This is a genomic window from Undibacterium sp. CY21W (genome assembly GCF_014284265.1).
Lineage (GTDB): Bacteria > Pseudomonadota > Gammaproteobacteria > Burkholderiales > Burkholderiaceae_D > Undibacterium > Undibacterium aquatile.
Genome location: NZ_JACOGE010000001.1, coordinates 797,080 through 813,536, shown reverse-complemented (window position 1 = coordinate 813,536; position 16,457 = coordinate 797,080). Strand labels below are relative to the sequence as shown.

At 51.9% G+C, this 16,457-nt stretch carries 14 protein-coding genes; 11 read left to right on the top strand and 3 right to left on the bottom strand.

Going from position 1 to position 16,457, the window contains the following annotated elements; translation table 11 throughout:
• Positions 1–49 precede the first annotated feature (49 nt).
• Complete coding sequence (gene prmA, locus H8K29_RS03620; protein ID WP_186896411.1) at positions 50–961, top strand: 50S ribosomal protein L11 methyltransferase; 912 nt, start codon at positions 50–52, stop codon at positions 959–961.
• 6 nt (positions 962–967) lie between these two features.
• Complete coding sequence (locus H8K29_RS03615) at positions 968–2,401, top strand: DUF3426 domain-containing protein (protein ID WP_186896410.1); 1,434 nt, start codon at positions 968–970, stop codon at positions 2,399–2,401.
• 65 nt (positions 2,402–2,466) lie between these two features.
• On the opposite strand, the gene H8K29_RS03610 is transcribed toward H8K29_RS03615, so the two are convergent.
• Both H8K29_RS03610 and H8K29_RS03605 read right to left on the bottom strand, forming a co-directional pair.
• Entirely contained in the window at positions 2,467–3,387 is a 921-nt protein-coding gene (locus H8K29_RS03610) for a pseudouridine-5'-phosphate glycosidase (protein WP_186896409.1), read from the bottom strand.
• Positions 3,372–4,490 (bottom strand): PfkB family carbohydrate kinase, encoded by a 1,119-nt coding sequence (locus tag H8K29_RS03605; RefSeq protein ID WP_370527126.1) that lies wholly within the window; start codon positions 4,488–4,490, stop codon positions 3,372–3,374. Before H8K29_RS03605 ends, H8K29_RS03610 begins: the two co-directional genes overlap by 16 nt.
• A gap of 547 nt (positions 4,491–5,037) precedes the next feature.
• Here H8K29_RS03605 and rbsK point away from each other — a divergent pair.
• The 8 genes from rbsK to H8K29_RS03565 all read left to right on the top strand — a co-directional run bounded on the left by rbsK (position 5,038) and on the right by H8K29_RS03565 (position 13,703).
• On the top strand, positions 5,038–5,967 hold the full coding sequence (gene rbsK, locus H8K29_RS03600) for a ribokinase (RefSeq protein WP_186896408.1): 930 nt from the start codon (positions 5,038–5,040) through the stop codon (positions 5,965–5,967).
• A gap of 193 nt (positions 5,968–6,160) precedes the next feature.
• Positions 6,161–7,156 (top strand): BMP family protein, encoded by a 996-nt coding sequence (locus H8K29_RS03595; protein ID WP_186896407.1) that lies wholly within the window; start codon positions 6,161–6,163, stop codon positions 7,154–7,156.
• 91 nt (positions 7,157–7,247) lie between these two features.
• A complete protein-coding gene (locus H8K29_RS03590) occupies positions 7,248–8,777 on the top strand; it encodes an ABC transporter ATP-binding protein (RefSeq protein WP_186884808.1) in 1,530 nt (509 codons plus the stop codon).
• Positions 8,778–8,842: 65 nt separating this feature from the next.
• Positions 8,843–9,925, top strand: coding sequence for an ABC transporter permease (locus H8K29_RS03585; protein WP_186896406.1), 1,083 nt, complete (start codon positions 8,843–8,845; stop codon positions 9,923–9,925).
• Complete coding sequence (locus H8K29_RS03580; protein WP_186896405.1) at positions 9,922–10,893, top strand: ABC transporter permease; 972 nt, start codon at positions 9,922–9,924, stop codon at positions 10,891–10,893. Before H8K29_RS03585 ends, H8K29_RS03580 begins: the two co-directional genes overlap by 4 nt.
• Before the next feature lie 445 nt (positions 10,894–11,338).
• Positions 11,339–12,331, top strand: a complete 993-nt coding sequence (locus H8K29_RS03575) for a nucleoside hydrolase (protein WP_186896404.1) — start codon at positions 11,339–11,341, stop codon at positions 12,329–12,331.
• Positions 12,332–12,342: 11 nt separating this feature from the next.
• Positions 12,343–13,182 (top strand): isopenicillin N synthase family oxygenase, encoded by an 840-nt coding sequence (locus H8K29_RS03570; protein ID WP_186884804.1) that lies wholly within the window; start codon positions 12,343–12,345, stop codon positions 13,180–13,182.
• Between the two features lie 122 nt (positions 13,183–13,304).
• Positions 13,305–13,703, top strand: a complete 399-nt coding sequence (locus H8K29_RS03565) for a cytidine deaminase (protein ID WP_186896403.1) — start codon at positions 13,305–13,307, stop codon at positions 13,701–13,703.
• A 227-nt stretch (positions 13,704–13,930) separates the two neighbouring features.
• On the opposite strand, the gene H8K29_RS03560 is transcribed toward H8K29_RS03565, so the two are convergent.
• Positions 13,931–14,503 (bottom strand): hypothetical protein, encoded by a 573-nt coding sequence (locus tag H8K29_RS03560; protein ID WP_186896402.1) that lies wholly within the window; start codon positions 14,501–14,503, stop codon positions 13,931–13,933.
• A 505-nt stretch (positions 14,504–15,008) separates the two neighbouring features.
• Here H8K29_RS03560 and H8K29_RS03555 point away from each other — a divergent pair.
• On the top strand, positions 15,009–16,430 hold the full coding sequence (locus tag H8K29_RS03555; RefSeq protein WP_186896401.1) for an MBL fold metallo-hydrolase RNA specificity domain-containing protein: 1,422 nt from the start codon (positions 15,009–15,011) through the stop codon (positions 16,428–16,430).
• Positions 16,431–16,457 lie beyond the last annotated feature (27 nt).

Here is a 16,457-nt window from a genome sequence, read left to right as displayed (position 1 = left end):
ACGGATCTTGCGTTATGAAAATGGCGCAAGATCTTTTAGAAAGAGCAATATGGGTTGGATAGAAGTTGTTATCGAAGTGGCACGTGAACATGCGGAAGCATTATCAGACGCGTTGATGGATACTGGCGCATTGTCGGTTTCTGTCGAAGATGCGGACGAAGGCACTGCGGACGAAAAACCATTGTTTGGCGAACCGGGCATGGAGCCTGAAGAAGCCGCATGGGATCGCAGCCGTGTGGTTGCACTCACCGATACCGACAGTGATCATGCTGCGATAGTTGCCGCCGCAGCGCAATCCATCGGACTACCTTCGACACCGTCCTACACCACCCGCTCAGTGGAAGAGCAAGACTGGGTGCGCTTGACGCAGTCCCAGTTTGCGCCGATTCATATTGGCAAAAATATCTGGGTCGTCCCTAGCTGGCATGATGCGCCGGATGCCAATGCACTGATACTGGAACTCGATCCTGGGCTGGCATTCGGTACTGGCAGCCATCCGACAACACGACTGTGCATGGAATGGCTGGAAGCACATGCACCGGCAAACCTGACAGTGCTTGATTACGGCTGCGGCTCGGGCATTCTGGCGATGGTTGCAAGCAAACTCGGTGCTGGCAAAGTCATCGGCGTTGACATCGATCCGCAAGCAATAGAATCGGCGAACTTCAATGCCGAACGTAATCATTGCAACATCGAATTTGCGTTGCCAGAAAAATTTGGCACCGACCATCCATCAACTGAAAAATTCAATGTCGTCGTGGCGAATATTCTCTCCAGCCCATTGAAACTGATGGCACCGATGCTGGCGGGACGCGTTGCAGCAGGCGGCTCACTGGTGTTGTCCGGCGTGCTCGCACGTCAGGCAGAAGAAGTGGCTGCCGCTTACGCTCCATTTATCCAACTCAGCGTCTGGGCAGAGCACGAAGGCTGGGTCGCGCTCTCAGGACAATTGCCAGGTTAATCTGTCATGGCTCTCGCCACACGCTGCCCTCACTGCCTGACCATCTTCCGCGTGGCGAATGACCAGCTGAAGCTGCACGCGGGGCTGGTACGTTGCGGCTCTTGCCAACAGACGTTTAATGGTGTTGAACATCTGGTTCCGCCGCATGAATTAACAAAACCAGTTCAACCTAAACCCGACGTCGCCACAAACAGCGCGACAACGCAAGCACAGCCTCAAGTTCAGTCTCAAGCACAGCAAGCTGAAATATCGACAGAAATACCTGCTGAAAAAATGCCTATTCAGCCTGAATCTGTCGTTACCCCAGGTCCGGTTGAGATCATCATCGATGAAGCGGCGTTAGAGAAAGCGGCATTTCCTCCGGTCGCAAAAACACCGGTAGCGCAGGCAGTCGTTGACGATATTGAGATTCGCGAAAAAACGAATGAATTGCCGGAAGACCTGGAATCGGTTCTGGCAGCCACAACGACGCGTATACCGGAAGAGCCGGTTGTTCCTTCTCCTGCGCCAACACCGGTACCAGCGCCAACATCAGCGCCGGAATCATCCGCGTCACTGGATTTTTTCTTTGGTGAAGATGATCCTTTTGCTGAAATAGCAGCCACTCCTCCGGAGACAGTCTCGGCTCAAATCCAACTGGAAGCAAAAGCAGCAATGCTGGAAGAACCCAGCATAGACTGGTCAGTGGCGGATGAAGTCAGCACCACCGGTGCCGGACAAATCTCAGAACCGGACGCAGATGAACCAGAGGAGTCTTTACCGACCACGATTGTGGTGGATACGATTCAGGAACCTTATCTGCCAGATACTACGGATGATGTTGCGATTGCCGAAACAGAAGCGGCATTAGAACAACTGGCAACGGCAGCAGAAGACTCCGTCAGCGATACCGGCACAGGTGTCAGCGAAGACGATAAGCCTGAATTTGTCTTGCAGGCAGAAAAAGCAGAGAAACGCGGGCGACTGTATAGCATAGTCATGATCTTACTGAGCCTGATTTTGCTGCCGGCACTGATAGCACAATCTGGCTATGTCTTCAGAAATCAGATCGCAGCAGCTTACCCGGAAACTCGTGCCGTACTGGAACAAGCCTGCCGTATTCTGCATTGCCAGATTTCACTTCCGGCACAAATTGACTACATCACGATAGAGTCAAATGAATTACAGACACTGTCACCGGAAAAGAATACGTTTTCGCTGGTGATGCAGTTGCAGAACCGCAGTAATACCGTGCAATCATGGCCAATGGTTGAGTTAGTACTGAATGACGCGAAAGACAAACCAGTGTTACAGAAAGCCTTCGCTCCGAAAGACTATCTGAGCGAGCCAACTGAGATAGCAAAAGGTTTCTCACCAGTCTCAGAAAAAAACATCACACTGTATTTTGAATTGCCCAAGCTGAAAGCGTCCGGTTATCACGTCAGGGCCTTTTATCCATGACATACACTGGTAGCCATCGCCGGATGACTACCAGTACCAACGCAGCTGGATGCAATTTATCTGTATCAGGATTTTTTATGCGCGGCTAGTGCGTGCGCCAGTTGCGCTCCGACTTTCGCATTATTTTTCACCAAAGCGATATTGCTGACCAGACTGCGACCTCCAGTCAACTCCTTAATTCTTGCCAATAGAAACGGTGTCACAGCTTTGCCGCTGACACCTTGTTGCGCAGCTTCCTGCAATGCTTGCTGAGTGATGCTCTCGATCTCTGCACGCGGCATCGCATCCGCGACAGGAACCGGGTTGGCAATCACGACCCCGCCACGCAAACCCAGCGTCCACTTTGTAGCGATAAAATCAGCCTGTTCAGCGGCGCTATCGAGTTGAAAATCCGCGCGGAAACCGCTGTCGCGGGTAAAGAACGCAGGGAATTCAGCCTGACCAACGCTGACAACAGGAACGCCGTGGGTTTCCAGATATTCCAGCGTCAGGCCAAGATCCAATATCGATTTCGCACCGGCACAAACGACAGCGACGGAGGTGCGCGCCAGTTCCTGCAAATCGGCAGAAATATCGAAACTGGTTTCTGCACCACGATGCACGCCACCGACCCCCCCCGTCACAAACACCGGAATACCAGCCAGCTCAGCACAAATCATCGTCGCGGCAACCGTTGTTGCACCCAATTTTTTAGTAGAAATCACATACGGCAAATCGCGACGACTGACTTTCAGCGCATCTGCCGATTGTCCCAGCAGTTCCAGTTCTGCGTCTGACAAGCCTATGTGTATCTTGCCATGCATAATCGCAATCGTGGCAGGAACCGCACCGTGTTCGCGAATAATGGCTTCAACCTCACGCGCGGTCTGCACATTTTGCGGATAAGGCATGCCATGCGAAATAATGGTGGATTCCAGCGCGACTACAGGTTTGCCAGCGACTCTCGCGGCGCGTACTTCTTCAGAAAAGACTAAATAGGATTGCATGATGGTTCCTCATTGAAAATTGTTGTATGCGGTGTTTGCAATACACTGGTATCAGTTTGTATGGTCAGCGCCGCCAATTGCAAACCGCGCTGACAGGCAAGCAACATATCCTCCGGAGCGTGATGTAAAGACCCGCATACGGCAGCGGAAAAAGCGTCGCCAGCGCCCGTTACGTCAACGACCTCTACCTTTGGCGCTGGTAAATATTGTGCTGGTGCGTTGTGTTTAGAATCTGTAAAAACGACACCGTCCGCGCCGAGGGTAACGATAACGTCAGTCACACCTTGCGCCAGCAGTTGGGCACACGCTTCAATAATCGCTCTGGTATCAGTGAGTTTAGTCGCTAGCCGCTGTTCGAGTTCGGCCTGATTCAGAATCAATAAACGCACTCCTTTTAAGCTTGCAGGAAGACGCGCCATTTTCGGCTGGGAAACGGCGACGATCACCAGCGGTTTGTTATTTAAGACTGCCTCATTCATCAGTAACTGAATACTGTCGGAGGGCAGATTCATGTCCGCGACGATCATCGCAGCAGCATTCAGTTGCGGTCGGCACCCAGCCAGATAATCACGATCAAGCAACTCACACAATTCCATATGAGCCAGCGCCAGCACCAATTCACCGGCATTATCCAGAATCGCCGTGTAGGTTCCGCTGCAAGCGCCTGCAACGTGTAAAGAACCACTGGTGTCAATTCCTGTGCTGTCTGCATGCGCCATCAAACCTTTGCCGCTGACGTCATCACCAACCGCGCAGATTAATGCCGCGGGGATGCCCTGCCGCGCCAGATTTTCGGCAATATTGCGGGCAACGCCGCCGTAAGACTCGGTTTGACTGGCCGGATTTGACGTGCCCATTTGCAAGGCCGCCAGCGTTCTTAATTTGCGGTCGATATTTGCGCCGCCAATGCAGAGTATCGCGCGCGTCTCTGGAAACGTATATGCCCGCCCGAGGATACGCCCTTCCCTGATCAGGGCGGCGATATGACCTGCAATCGCAGATCGCGATAATTGCAATACGTCTGCCAGCTCTTGCTGCGACACATAAGGATTCGCACTCACCAGCGCAAATAATTGCTCTTTTTTTGACAAAGGCTTACTCACGTCATTTTCCCCACCAACACTTCCCGGCCAGAATGGCTGCCCGGCATCAGATAAATAGCGATCAAGCTATAGTCAACTGTAGTCAACATATCGCCGCGTTAAAAAGCACAGCAACATGTAGGAATCTACAACAACGATATGCAGCAGCAACGCACAAATCAAATACCAAGATCAAATTCAAAAATCAAATACATAGCTCAAACAAAACAAACAAATGTCCGGTAACAAAACATTTGTTTTAATTTCAAATATTAACACATCCGACTGTCGCCATTTATTGAATCAGACCACGTTGAAACCCTGGTGTCGTCTGCAATTCCGATTTGACAGCAGTTACTATCCACAGCACAATCTCGCTCGGCATTAACCAATATCAAAAAAATAAAACAAATCACTGCTCGGCCTCAAGGTTTTGCCTGTCCGGAAATTGCATAAAATTTCATCAAAATTTGAGAATGCGCTTGACTAGCAGAAGTAGGCCATAGTTAAATACGAAATCGATTGCGCAAACGATTGCGCATCATTATTTTATCGAGAAAAAAGCATCATGAAGCCACGCATTACCGTAGTCGGCAGCGTCAATATGGATTTAGTTTTCCGCACGCCGCGCATGCCCGCAGTGGGAGAAACCTTGCTGGGTCATGAATTCCGTCAGATTCCCGGAGGCAAAGGTGCCAATCAGGCGGTGGCCGCTGCACGTCAGGGTGCCGATGTGAGCTTTATCGGTGCAGTCGGCGATGACGGTTTTGGTGATTTTTCGCAGCAATGTCTGGCGAAAGAAGGCATCAACATCAACCACCTCGCGCGTGTTGCCGGTGTTGCCACCGGTGTGGCTGGCATATTGGTGGAAGACAATGGCAGCAATAGCATCGTGCTTGCTGCCGGTGCCAATGCGACGCTGAACGTCAATCAGATTGAGGCAGCGACAAGTGCAATAGGTGCGGCACAATTATTGCTGTGCCAATTAGAGACACCGATCGCGACGGTGACCAGCGCCATCGCAATCGCGCATGCTCAGGGTGTCAAAGTGGTGTTAAATCCGGCTCCGGCACAGCAGCTGGACCCTGCATTATTAAAGCAAGTCGATTACCTGATCGTGAACGAAACAGAAGCATCACAACTCAGCGGCATCAGCGTGACCAGCCAGGCCAGTGCACAGCAAGCATCAGAACGCTTACTGGACTTGGGTGTCGGTACTGTGTTGCTGACCATGGGCGGCGACGGCGCGTTGATCACACAAACAGGCAGTAGCGAATTTATTCCGGCGATTAAGGTCGATGTGGTTGATACCACCGCTGCTGGCGATACTTTTGTCGGCGCGTTTGCAGTTGGTATCGCGAATGGGCTCAGCGTCTCAGACGCCAGCCGTGAAGCACAATATACTGCTGCACTGACCGTGACGAAATTGGGAGCACAGACTTCGATTCCCCATCGACATGAAGTTCTGGATTTCATGAAAGCGCGGAAAGTCGCCTGATTGCGATTGAATACGAATACAAGATGGCAAGATTTGATAGAATTTTGACCTTACAGCCAGACTCGCTGGTGACGCGTGGTAGTCTGATGTCAGTAAGTGCCGATAAATAATGAGTGATGCCACTTGCGACTTGCCGTCAGCGAATAGCGATCACGAACGCAATCACACAAGATATACGAATAAGGAAGCTCTCATGAAACTCAAACAACTCTGCCTGACTCTGGCTGGCTTGCTCGTTGCAGGCGGCGCTTATGCTGCAGACCCGAAATTTGCCGTTATCTACGATGCGGGCGGTAAGTTTGATAAGTCTTTCAATCAGTCCGCTTCCGAAGGTGCGGAGCGCTTCAAGAAAGAAACGAAAATCGGCTTCATGGAAGTGCAGGTCGCCAGCGACACGCAAACGGAACAAGTGCTGCGTAATCTGGCACGTAAAAATGTTGATCTGATTGCCGCAATCGGCTTCGGACAAGCGCAGGCAGTGCAAAACATCGCCAAAGAATTTCCGAAAACAAAATTCGTGTTGATTGACGGCGTTGCCGCTGGCAACAATGTCAGCTCGGTATTATTTAAAGAGCAGGAAGGTTCCTATCTGGTCGGTGTTGCTGCAGCACTCAGCAGCAAATCCAAAAAAATTGGTTTCATCGGCGGCATGGATATTCCACTGATCCGCAATTTCTCCTGCGGTTATACACAAGGGGCAAAAGCCACCGATGGCAAAGTTGAAGTGATTCAGAATATGGTTGGCACCACGACCGCAGCATGGAACGATCCGGCCAAAGGCGGCGAACTTGCGCGCGCGCAGTTTGAACGTGGCGTCGACGTGATCTTTGCAGCAGCAGGTGGCAGCGGCATGGGCACACTGCAGGCCGTGAAAGAAAAAGGCAAACTCGGTATCGGCGTTGACTCGAATCAAAATTATATGCATCCGGGCAATATGCTGACATCGATGGTCAAGCGCGTTGATCAAGCGATTTATGACAGCTTCATGCAATTGAAAAATGGCAAATGGCAAGGCGGTACCATCTACAAAGGCCTGAAAGAAGGCGGCGTGGACTGGGCGCTGGATAAAGACAACCGCAGCGTTGTCAGTGCCGAGGTTGAAAAACGCGTCAATGCAGCGAAACAAGACATCATCAACGGGAAAATCAAAGTCGTCGATTTCCGTGATGCCAATAAATGCCCGATTTAAAATAAAACTCACCATGATCGGGGCGCCAACATCGGCGCCCCGAAATTTTTACCCCTATTCCTGACTCGATCACACCGAGAATCCCGAACGTATGCAAGCTGCCGTCGAATTTCAACACATATCCAAACGCTTTGGCGCAGTGCAGGCGAATCGCGATGTGAGTTTTTCCATTGCACCCGGTTCCATCCACGGCATCATCGGAGAAAATGGTGCAGGCAAATCGACATTGATGAGCATCCTGTACGGTTACTATCGTGCGGATGGCGGTCAGTTGCTGATCAATGGCACGCCACAACAAATCCGTAACAGTCAGGAAGCAATCGATCTCGGCATCGGCATGGTGCATCAGCATTTCATGCTGGTCGAAAACATGACCGTGCTGGATAACGTGATGCTCGGCTCTGAAGGCGGCTTCCGCCTTGCCGCTCATCGCAAACAAGTTGAAGCCAGCCTGCGTGAAATTTGTCAGCGTTACTCGCTCGACGTTGATCCACTCGCCAAAATTCAGGATTTATCGGTCGGCATACAGCAGCGCGTTGAGATTCTGAAACAGATATACCGCAGTGCGAATATCCTGATTCTGGATGAACCAACGGCAGTGCTGACGGTACAGGAAACCGCCTCGCTGTTTGCTGTTTTGCGATTATTCAAAGAACAAGGCAAAACGATTATTCTGATCACCCACAAGCTGCAGGAAATTCTCGACATCACTGACGAAGTGACCGTGATGCGCGCGGGTACCGTCGTCGGCTCCGTGCAGACGGCGAACACCAATAAAGAGCAACTGGCCGAGCTGATGGTGGGTCGCCCAATCGAAACACATCTGCCGCGTGCGCCGTATGCGCCGGGTGAAACAGTACTCGATGTGAAGGGTCTGAATCTGATCAACGCCCAGCAAGTCAGTTTGCTCAAAGATTTGAATTTCAATATCCGCGCCGGAGAAATCGTCGCCATCGCTGGCGTCTCCGGCAATGGACAAAGCGAGCTGCTGGAAGTGCTGAGCGGTATGCGCTTACCGAGCAGCGGTGCAGTGATGATGCAAGGAAAGCCGCTGCCATTTGCAGGGCGCAAAGATGCTGATGGTTTGCCTGCGACGTTCCGCGAACTCGGTATCGCACATGTACCGGAAGACCGCTTGCGCGATGCGGTCGTGAAGAATTTCTCAGTCATGATGAACAGCTTTCTCGGCTATCAGAAAAAACTCGGCAAAGCCTTTGGCCTGCTCGACTACAAAGCCATACTGAAAACCTGCAACGAGTTGCTGAATAAGTTTGATGTGCGCCCGGCTGATCCGCATTTGCGCATTGCCCTGCTTTCCGGCGGTAATCAGCAAAAAGTGGTGATGGCGCGTGAGATGGCATCAGAACCCAAACTGATGCTGGTTGGCCAGCCAACACGTGGTGTCGATATCGGCACCATAGAAAGTCTGCACGCGCGCCTGCTGGCGATGCGCGATGCCGGTGTCGCCATACTGTTAGTGTCTGTGGAGTTGGAAGAAGTCCGCGCCCTGGCTGACCGCATACTGGTGATGTCGGGTGGCTGTATCACTGGCGAGCTGAAAGTAGAAGAATTTGATGCGACCCGCATCGGCCTACTGATGGGTGGATTACACAAGCACTAAGCAAGCAGCCGGAATACAAAGCAAACATAAGCGAAATAAGCGAACAAACAAGCGACGAACCACGTATGAATCAAGCCGATCTTCCCCGCTGGGCCACCGCCTTTGCCCTGCCTTTACTGAACTTGCTGTCCGCCTTGCTGGTGGCAGCCGGTGTGATTTATCTGCTGGGTGAAAGCCCGCTGGAGTCGCTGGGCATACTACTGAATGCTGCCGTTTTCAATCCTGAAGGACTGGGCTACACCCTGTTCTACGCCGCCACATTTATCTTCACCGGTCTGTCGGTGTCAATTGCGATGCAGGCAGGTTTATTCAATATCGGCAGCGAAGGTCAGATGTATCTGGGCGGACTCGGGCTGACACTGGTGCTGCTGGCTTTTGACGCCAGCTTACCGGCATGGCTGCTGATACCGCTGGCGATTGCCGGCAGCGCGATCTTCGGCGCGGCATGGGCTTTTTTGCCGGGTTATCTGCAGGCAAAACGCGGCAGCCATGTGGTGGTGACGACCATCATGTTCAATTTCATTGCGGCCAGCCTGATGAACTACGTCATCGTCAGTTTTCTGATTCCTGCCGGTGAACAAAACACCGCCAGCCGTGTCTTTGCCGATAGCGCATGGCTGCCTAAGCTGAATGGCATCCTGCCGGTGCTGGGCGAAACACCGCTGAATATCAGCTTCATCATGGCCTTGCTGGCCTTAGTTATTTACGGTGTTGCTGTATGGCGCACAACTTGGGGTTATCAGTTACGCGCGACTGGTATGAACCAGCACGCGGCGCACTATGCGGGCATTTCCATCAGCAAAACCATCATTATTGCGATGATGATTTCCGGCGCACTGGCTGGTCTGGCATCGGTCAATTCCGTGATGGGTTCCACGCATTATCTGGGCTTGAATTTCCCCGCAGGTGCAGGCTTCATCGGTATCGCCGTGGCATTGATGGGGCGCCAGCATCCGATAGGTATTTTGCTGTCGTCGATACTGTTCGGTGCGCTGATACAAGGTGGCTTTGATCTGTCGCTGGAAAAACCGAATATTCCGACCGAGACTTTTATTTTCATTCAGGGCCTGATCATACTGTTTTGCGGTGCGATGGAAAATCTGTATGCCCCGGCGTTATCCGCCCTGCTCAAACGTAAGGAAAAATGATGTTTGATGATTTTCAATTTTCCAGCATTCTGGTCTCTACTATCCGCAATGCACCTGTATTAATGTTCGCAGCGATGGCGGGTCTGTTCGCTGAACGCAGCGGCGTGGTCGATCTGGCACTCGAAGGCAAAATGCTGGCAGCGGCATTTGTGTCAGCAGCAGTCGCCTTCGCGACGCAAAACCCGTGGTTCGGCATACTCGCCGGTATCGGCATTTCCGCTGTCATCGCTTTGTTGCAAGGCTTTGTCAGCATCACGCAAAAAGGTAATCAACTGGTGGCCGGTATTGCGTTGAATATTGCCCTCAGCGGTCTGACCTTTGTGCTTGCCCAGTTTTTCTTTATGCAAGGCGGACGCACGCCTGATCTCGGCTCAGCCCGATTGTTCGATATTGTTTTACCGGGTTCAGATGCAGTGGCCGGTATTCCGTTTCTGGGCTGGTTTTACACCAAACTGATCGGCGGTCACAGCGCGCTGGTGTATCTGGCGTTTGTCCTGATACCACTGGTGCACTGGGTCTTGTATCACAGCCGTTTCGGTCTGCGTCTGCGCGCCGTTGGTGAAAACCCGCACGCAGCCGATGCCGCCGGCATCAACGTCGAGCGCACCCGTTTTATGGCGATGCTGTGCGCCGGTGTGTTGTGCTCATTCTCCGGCGCTTATCTGTCCATCGTACAAAGCGGTTTCTTCCTGCGCGATATGTCGGCCGGTAACGGTTATCTGGCACTCACCGCGCTGGTGTTCGGTAACTGGCGGCCACTGCAAACGGCGCTCGGTTGCCTGATGTTCGGTTTTTTCACTGCTCTGCAAGTTCAGATCGAAGGCGTGGTCTTCCCTGGCTTGGGCAAAGTACCGGGATCATTGATACAGATGATTCCGTATGTAGTCACCGTCGTCGTTCTTGCGGGCCTGATGGCGAAATCCGTCGCGCCGAAGGCGATAGGCGTGCCGTTTGTAAAGTCACGATAAAAGACTATAAAACCTGCCGGTCGTCCGTATGGGCTTGTCCCGTACAGACTGCCGGTGATTTATTTTTTAAATCGACAAAGTTAGGGTCTGTTAACATTTAAATTACGTGTGCGAAAGGGGTAAAACAGTTGCAGGGCTAGGCGCAGCCCGCGCAGCAGTGTGATCACTGTCAGCGGGATGCAACAACGCCATGCGGCTGTTTTACCCCTTTCCCTCCGGGTTCAAGTCAAAACGCATGCTGGACTGCGTTGCGCGTCTTGTCAGGGGCACCAGCCCTGACTGCGACACACGCCTTGCCAGCCCACGTTTTGGATTGAACGCATCTCGCAATTTAAATGTTAACAAACCCTAATAACGGCCTCCTTGAACCAGGTCAAACACAACAAATTGCTTCAAACTGGGTTCTGTTCAATGGCCAGTTGAAGTTAATTCCTGGAGTATTTCCATGCAAGCAAAACATAAAGTCATTTTCGATACGGACCCTGGCGTTGATGACGCAATGGCCTTGTATTTCGCGCTCGCGCATCCTGATATTGATGTCGTTGGTATCACCACTACTTTCGGCAATGTGTATGTCGAACAGGCGACTATCAATGCGCTCTATTTGACCCGTATTGCAGGCCGCACTATCCCGGTCGCGCAAGGTGTGAATGTGCCGTTTGCGAAAGCCGCCGGCACTCCGCCAGATTTCATCCACGGTGCAGATGGTCTCGGCAATCTGCCTTCCCGTATCGAAGTCGGCGGTAAAGCTGAAGTGGAAAGCGCGGCAGAATTCATCGTCAAGATGGCACGTCAGCATCCGGGTGAAATCACACTGGTTGCAGTTGGCCCGCTGGGCAATCTGGGTCTGGCACTGAAAATGGAACCGCAACTGCCTAAGCTGCTGAAAAAAGTCGTGCTGATGGCCGGTGCTGTCGATGAACCGGGCAATGTCTCACCAGTCGCAGAAGCGAATGTCTGGAATGATCCGGATGCCGCCGATCTGGTTTTCACTGCAGGCTGGGATCTGACCATGGTTGGTCTGGATGTCACGCATCGCGTGGTCTTGCCATCGAGCTTCTTTGCGCGTCTGGCTGGGCAACACAAACACGTGGCGATGGATACGCTGTCGCACGCCGTGAATTTCTACGCGAATTTCTACCAAAGCATACGCCCTGACCTCGGTCACGCTTGCTATGGGCATGACGTGCTGGCGTTTGTCTGGCTGGTCGCGCCGGAAATTTTCGAAACGCAAAATGGCCGTGTGCGCGTTGCTAAAGAAGGCATAGGCAATGGTCAGACCATGATGGCGAAACTCGCGATTCCTTACCCACAAGCGGGTTGGGAAGCCAGCAAGCCAGAAACCCGCGTCTGTATGAAAGTGGATGCCGAGGCCTGCGCTAAGCTGATCGACCAGACCTTGTCCGGCGACTGGCTGAAACCAGCACTGGCAAAATAAGGGGAACCGTCATGTTGATACAACCAGTTGATTACCGTGATCCGGATGCGGCAAGAAAATTCACTGAAAGCCTGCACAACACCGGCTTTGGCGTACTGACCAATCATCCTTTATCGCAAAATCTGCTCAACACCATTTATCAGGAATGGTACGAGTTTTTCCAGACCGATGCGAAAAACAAATACGCGTTTACGGAAAAAATGGACGGCTATTTTTCGCCGAAAATTTCCGAGACCGCCAAAGGCTATGCCAAGCGCGATCTGAAAGAGTTTTACCACGTTTACCCGTGGGGACAATATCCATCCGAAGTCTCCAAGGCTGCGCTGGAATACTACGAACACGGCAACAAGCTCGCCACTGAATTGCTGCAATGGGTCGAAGACCATACCCCGGCAGACATCAAGGCCAAGTATTCGATGCCCTTGTCTGACATGATCACCGACAGCGATCTGACCCTGCTGCGCGTACTGCACTATCCACCGCTGACGGGCGATGAAGAACCAGATGCAGTGCGGGCTGCAGCACATGGCGACATCAATCTGCTGACCGTGCTGCCAGCCGCCACCCAGGCCGGTTTGCAGGTATTGGGCAAAGACAATGCGTGGCACGATGTGCCATGCGATTTCGGCATGCTGATCGTCAACATCGGTGACATGCTCGATGAAGCCTCGCAAGGGTATTACCCTTCGACCATTCACCGCGTGCTGAATCCGACCGGCGAAGAAGCGAAGAAATCCCGTATTTCATTGCCACTGTTCCTGCATCCGCGTCCAGACGTCGTGCTGTCTGAACGTCACACGTCCGGCAGCTATCTGCAGGAACGTTTGCGCGAACTGGGCGTGAAAAAATAATCTCCCAAACCTGCTGCGCCTTTCAGGGCATAAATGATCTGAAAGGCGCAGCAGATATAAGGGATGAACCTGAACAACAAAGAGGCATGCTGACCAGCGTGCCTTTTTAAATGGAGAATGACATGAACACGCAAGAACTGATCATTGAAGCCAAACTGGCACGCGAACGTGCATACGCACCGTATTCCAAATTCAAAGTCGGCGCGGCAGTGCTGACCAAAGACGGCAAGGTTTTCCACGGCTGCAATGTGGAAAATGCGTCGTACGGCCTGTGCAACTGCGCCGAGCGCACCGCCTTATTCAGCGCCGTCGCCGCTGGCTATCGCCCCGGTGATTTCCAACAAATCGCCGTCACCGGCGACACCGACGGCCCGATCGCCCCTTGCGGCGCCTGCCGTCAGGTCATCATCGAACTCGGCGGCCCCGAACTCGAAGTCGTGCTGACCAACACCAAAGGCGACATCAAAACCACCACCGCCGGCGCACAATTACCGGACGCGTTTTATCTGCAACCGGAATAAGTTTCCACCCAATAAAAATCCCCGCCAGATCGTCTGATTTGTCGGGGATTTTTTATTTGTGGGATGTATCAGGCCGTTGTTATCGCCAGATCAGCTTTGAGAATTATGGAAAATCTATTAAACATCGATATTCTTGTATCCCATGGAGCGCAAGAATGGAACAACAGCAAAATAGGTAAACGAAACCAACATTAGCATAACGCCCAGCTTCTCAGCCAACCATAAGATTACGTGTTAATGCCGCCGAGTTTTTTGAGTTTTTCGAACGCGATAGTATTCGATAATCGTCCCATTAACTGCAAGCTAGATAGAATTCGTGCTCGTGGTTCCTCCGGCTCAAAAACGAAGTCCTCAGAATTGATCGTATTGATTAACTGATGCTTGCTAGCTTGCCCTTCCGGCGACGATAAATTGTCAATTTCAAAAAGCTTTTGCTGGACAACAGATGCCTTAGCGGTCAAATTAGAATAGAAGATGTCAAGTATTCTTTTACGAGCGTCTGCAATCTCTGTGCAAGCGACAAAGAATCTATTGAATGCGGCGAAATCATCTTGTGAAAAGTCAGATGCAAAAAGGTGCTTGTATTTTGCCCAATTGTTCTCCAATAGTATTTCTTTGAGATTCCTATCGACCACTTGTTTCTCGAGTATTGTGAGCACAACTTGCTCTGCATGACGAATGTCCATTACGACGATAGTGGCCGCATTTCTTTTCTCAGCGCGCTTAGTAAGCCAATAAACGACAAATGCAATAAGGCCAACAATGAAAGTTACGGTTGCATTCAAAAGTTCCATACTCATCTATTCTCCGTGGAATACATAACTTGTTTTTAAACGAATGAATCAAAACTAACATGCCTTTGTAAAATTAGCTACACTATTCCGAGCTTCTCAAGAGCATGATATTTTCGATTTACGGGCAAGCCAGCAACACCAAAGTTGCTTGCTATTCGCTTCATCACCCCATTCGACGTCAAAACCCCTTCAAACAGCCCAATATATACTCCCCCCAGTATGCTTTAAGCCCCTTTATTCTTACTGAGGTTAGGGCGATTTTCATGAAATATGGGGGGAGTATCTTGTTTTCTGAGAATGTAGCGTCCAAAAGGCGCAGCCATCATCAACGCCAAAGCGGATCACGTAGTGCGCGAAGTTTGCGCTGCCTCAGCAGGCGTGCATTCATTGCGGCATTCGCTGACGATGGTGCGGCGTTCGCTATCTGAATGGCATCACACTGGCTATACTTGATACCTCGGGCGGCGCAGCGGTAAGCACGATGCCCTGATTATTCAGTGAGGAAATTCAATTGAAACTTTCATTTCATGGTGCCGATCTCGGTGTGACCGGTTCCTGCCATCTGCTGGAATGCGATGGCGTGCGCATACTGATTGACTGCGGCATGTATCAGGGTAGCCGTAATCTGAATGAAGAGAATGCCGATGCCTTCGGCTTCGATGCGGCATCCATCGACTATGTGTTGCTGACGCATGCGCATCTGGATCATTGCGGTCGTCTGCCATTGCTGGTGCGACGCGGCTTCCGTGGCAACATCATCGCCACCGCGGCGACCCGCGATCTGGCGCGCATCGTGTTGCTCGATTCTGCGCATCTGCAGGAATCGGAAGCGGAATATCAGAACAAGAAAAGCGCGCGACGCGGCGAGGAAAAACGCACCGAAGCGCTGTACAACACGCATGATGTGTTGCATATGCTGGATCACTTTAACCAGACTGTGCATTACGATCAGGAGCTGCTGATCGCGCCCGGCATCACCGCGACGTTTATCGATGCTGGCCATATTCTGGGCTCGTCCTCCGTCGTGCTGAATCTGACGGAAGACGGCAAAAAATGCCGCATCGTTTTTTCCGGCGATATCGGCAGCAATGGCAGAAAACTGTTGCGCAACCCGACGACGCCGCCGAAAGCCGATGTGGTGGTGATGGAAACCACGTATGGCGACCGTCTGCACAAACCGCTGGATCTATCGATAGAAGAGCTGTATCAGGTGATTACCGACACCTTCCGGCACGGCGGCAATGTCGTGATTCCGACCTTCGCGCTGGAACGTGCGCAAGAGTTGCTGTATTACCTGCGTGAAGGCGTGCAGCAGCATCGTTTACCGCGTTCCATGCAGGTGTTTCTGGATTCACCGATGGCGATCTCGGCGACGGAAATTTTCCGTCAGCATACCGGTTGTTATGACGCCGAAACGGCAGCGATGTTCAGCAATGAGCATGATCCGTTTGATTTGCCCGGTCTGCATTTCACGCGGGATGTGGCGGACAGTATGGCGATCAATCGTTTTTCCGGCGGCGCGGTCATTATGGCAGGCGCTGGCATGTGTACCGGCGGCCGTATCCAGCATCATCTGAAGCATCATTTATGGCGACAAAACGCCAGCATCGTGTTCGTCGGTTTTGCGGCGAAAGGAACGCTGGCGAGGGAAATTATCGACGGTGCGCGTACAGTGCGTGTGCTTGGTGAAGAGATTGCAGTCAGAGCTGGCGTACATACCATCAACGGTTTTTCAGCGCATGCCGACCGCGATGAATTACTGGCCTGGCATCAGCATACGCATGCCACACATACGTTTCTGGTACATGGTGAAGAAGAAGTCATGCGCAGCTTTGCGCGCTTGCTGCCAGCAGGTGCAGTCAGCCTGCCGCAGACGGCCGACAGCATTGATCTGACGCCGTATTGCCATCCTAAGAAAACAGCGAAGCACTGAAAAAAATCCCTGCGCACAGCGTCCTGT